Annotated in this window: 3 protein-coding genes; all 3 read right to left on the reverse strand. The window is 70.2% G+C overall.

The annotated features are described in order from the left end of the window. Positions 1-956, reverse strand: a 956-nt coding sequence (locus CVM50_RS00010; RefSeq protein WP_198431824.1) for a DNA polymerase III subunit beta family protein, incomplete at its 3' end; no start/stop codon positions are given. A 35-nt stretch (positions 957-991) separates the two neighbouring features. Then, complete coding sequence (locus tag CVM50_RS00015) at positions 992-1,270, reverse strand: hypothetical protein (RefSeq protein WP_085890082.1); 279 nt, start codon at positions 1,268-1,270, stop codon at positions 992-994. Further along, positions 1,267-1,449, reverse strand: coding sequence for a hypothetical protein (locus tag CVM50_RS21190; protein WP_143515662.1), 183 nt, complete (start codon positions 1,447-1,449; stop codon positions 1,267-1,269). Before CVM50_RS21190 ends, CVM50_RS00015 begins: the two co-directional genes overlap by 4 nt. Positions 1,450-1,525 lie beyond the last annotated feature (76 nt).

The following is a 1,525-nucleotide window of genomic DNA, read 5'->3' on the forward strand; positions in this document are numbered from 1 at the left end:
GGCAGGCTGCGGCCGTAGCAGGTCGCACTGGCGATGGTGCGGAGCCGGCTCAGGGCGCTGGTCGACAGATGCGCGGTGAAGGCGTCGGAGGCCGGCGGCGTGACCCGGGTGTAATCGGGATAGGTGCCGTCGATGCCCTGGATCACCAGGCGAAGCCCGGGGGCCGTTACCAGCAGGTGGCGCGCATCAGCAGCGAAGGTCAGCGGGGCATTCCCTGCTTTCCGCGCGATCGCGATCAGCAGATCGACGGCCCGAACCGGGACGATGAGGCCGTCGGGCCGGTCGGTCGCCTTGCTGCCGTTGATCCGCGGCCCCTCGATGAAGCGGGCCGGGGCGTCGCAATCAATGATCGCCATGCGGTGGCCATCGGTGGTGACCGCGCGCAGCGTCCCGACTTCCGGTTTTGTCGTCAGGAAGGTGCCATTGAGATAATAACGGGTCTCCTCGCGGCTGACGCAGGACCGACCCAGATCAAACAGCCGCAGCGCCTGGGCACCGGACAGGGTGAACGTGCCCCCGCCGCGCATCGCGCCGGGGTCCGGCTCCTTGAAGGGCTGGGGAAAGTCCTCCGGGGGTATGCTGAGCTGCAGGGTCACCTGGATCTCGCCGTCGGAGAGGCGGACGCGGTCATGGTCCTCGCCACGCATATGGGTGATCGTGACCGGGCCCCGGGCGGCCCGCAGGAAACCGGCCAGCGCCCGATGCGACACCACCAGATCCGCCTTACCGGTCGTCTGCGCCTCCAGATTCAGCATCAGGGTCATCTTGAGGTCGGTGGCCTCCAGCGTGAGCTGGTCACCGTTGAACCGGATGCGGACACAGCCCAGGGCCGGGATGGTGTTCAAGCGTTCGACAACGCGCCCGAGGCGGTTGGCGGCCAGCTGAAGCTCGGCGAGGGCGACGGTGGCGCTCGGGCCTTCGGATATCTCCGGGGCAGGTGCGGCGGCGCGGGGCATCTGGTGCAACATGGCAGGTCCTTTCCTAAGGGAGATCAGGGGCAGGCGGGCAGGGTGTCCGCCTCGGCGACGGTGTCGGCCACGGCCTCGCGGGCACGGGCGATCCAGTTGGTAATCGCGGCGGCCTCCGTCGGGCCGCTGGCGGTGATCCGGTAGAGGCTGAGAACGGCGCGGCGCTCGGCGGGGACGCGAAAGCTGCCGCCCCCTTCGAGAGCGGCGCAGACGAACGCCTCGTGCAGGGCGTCGCCGCTCAGCGGCGCGACGCGCGCCAGGAAGGTAGTGATCGCGTGGGTATCGAGGAGGCGCCCGGTCATGGCTGACCCCCGACGGTGGCGTCGGGCTGGAGCGCCCGGCGCGCGAGCGTTGTCGGCAGATCCAGCAGCGCGGCGGCGATCAGCAACGCCACCGCCAGCCAGCACAGACCTTCCAGCGCGAGGTGAACCAGAGGGCGCCGGTCGGTTCGGCGCGAGGACATGGGCATCCGGGCGCTCATGCTTCCGGCTCCACGGGCTCGGGCGCCGGGCGCGATTGGTCTTCGGCCTTCTGGGCTTCCTCCGGGGTGGAGGCCC

This window comes from Pseudooceanicola marinus (assembly GCF_002786295.1).
In the GTDB taxonomy this organism is placed as follows: domain Bacteria; phylum Pseudomonadota; class Alphaproteobacteria; order Rhodobacterales; family Rhodobacteraceae; genus Pseudooceanicola; species Pseudooceanicola marinus.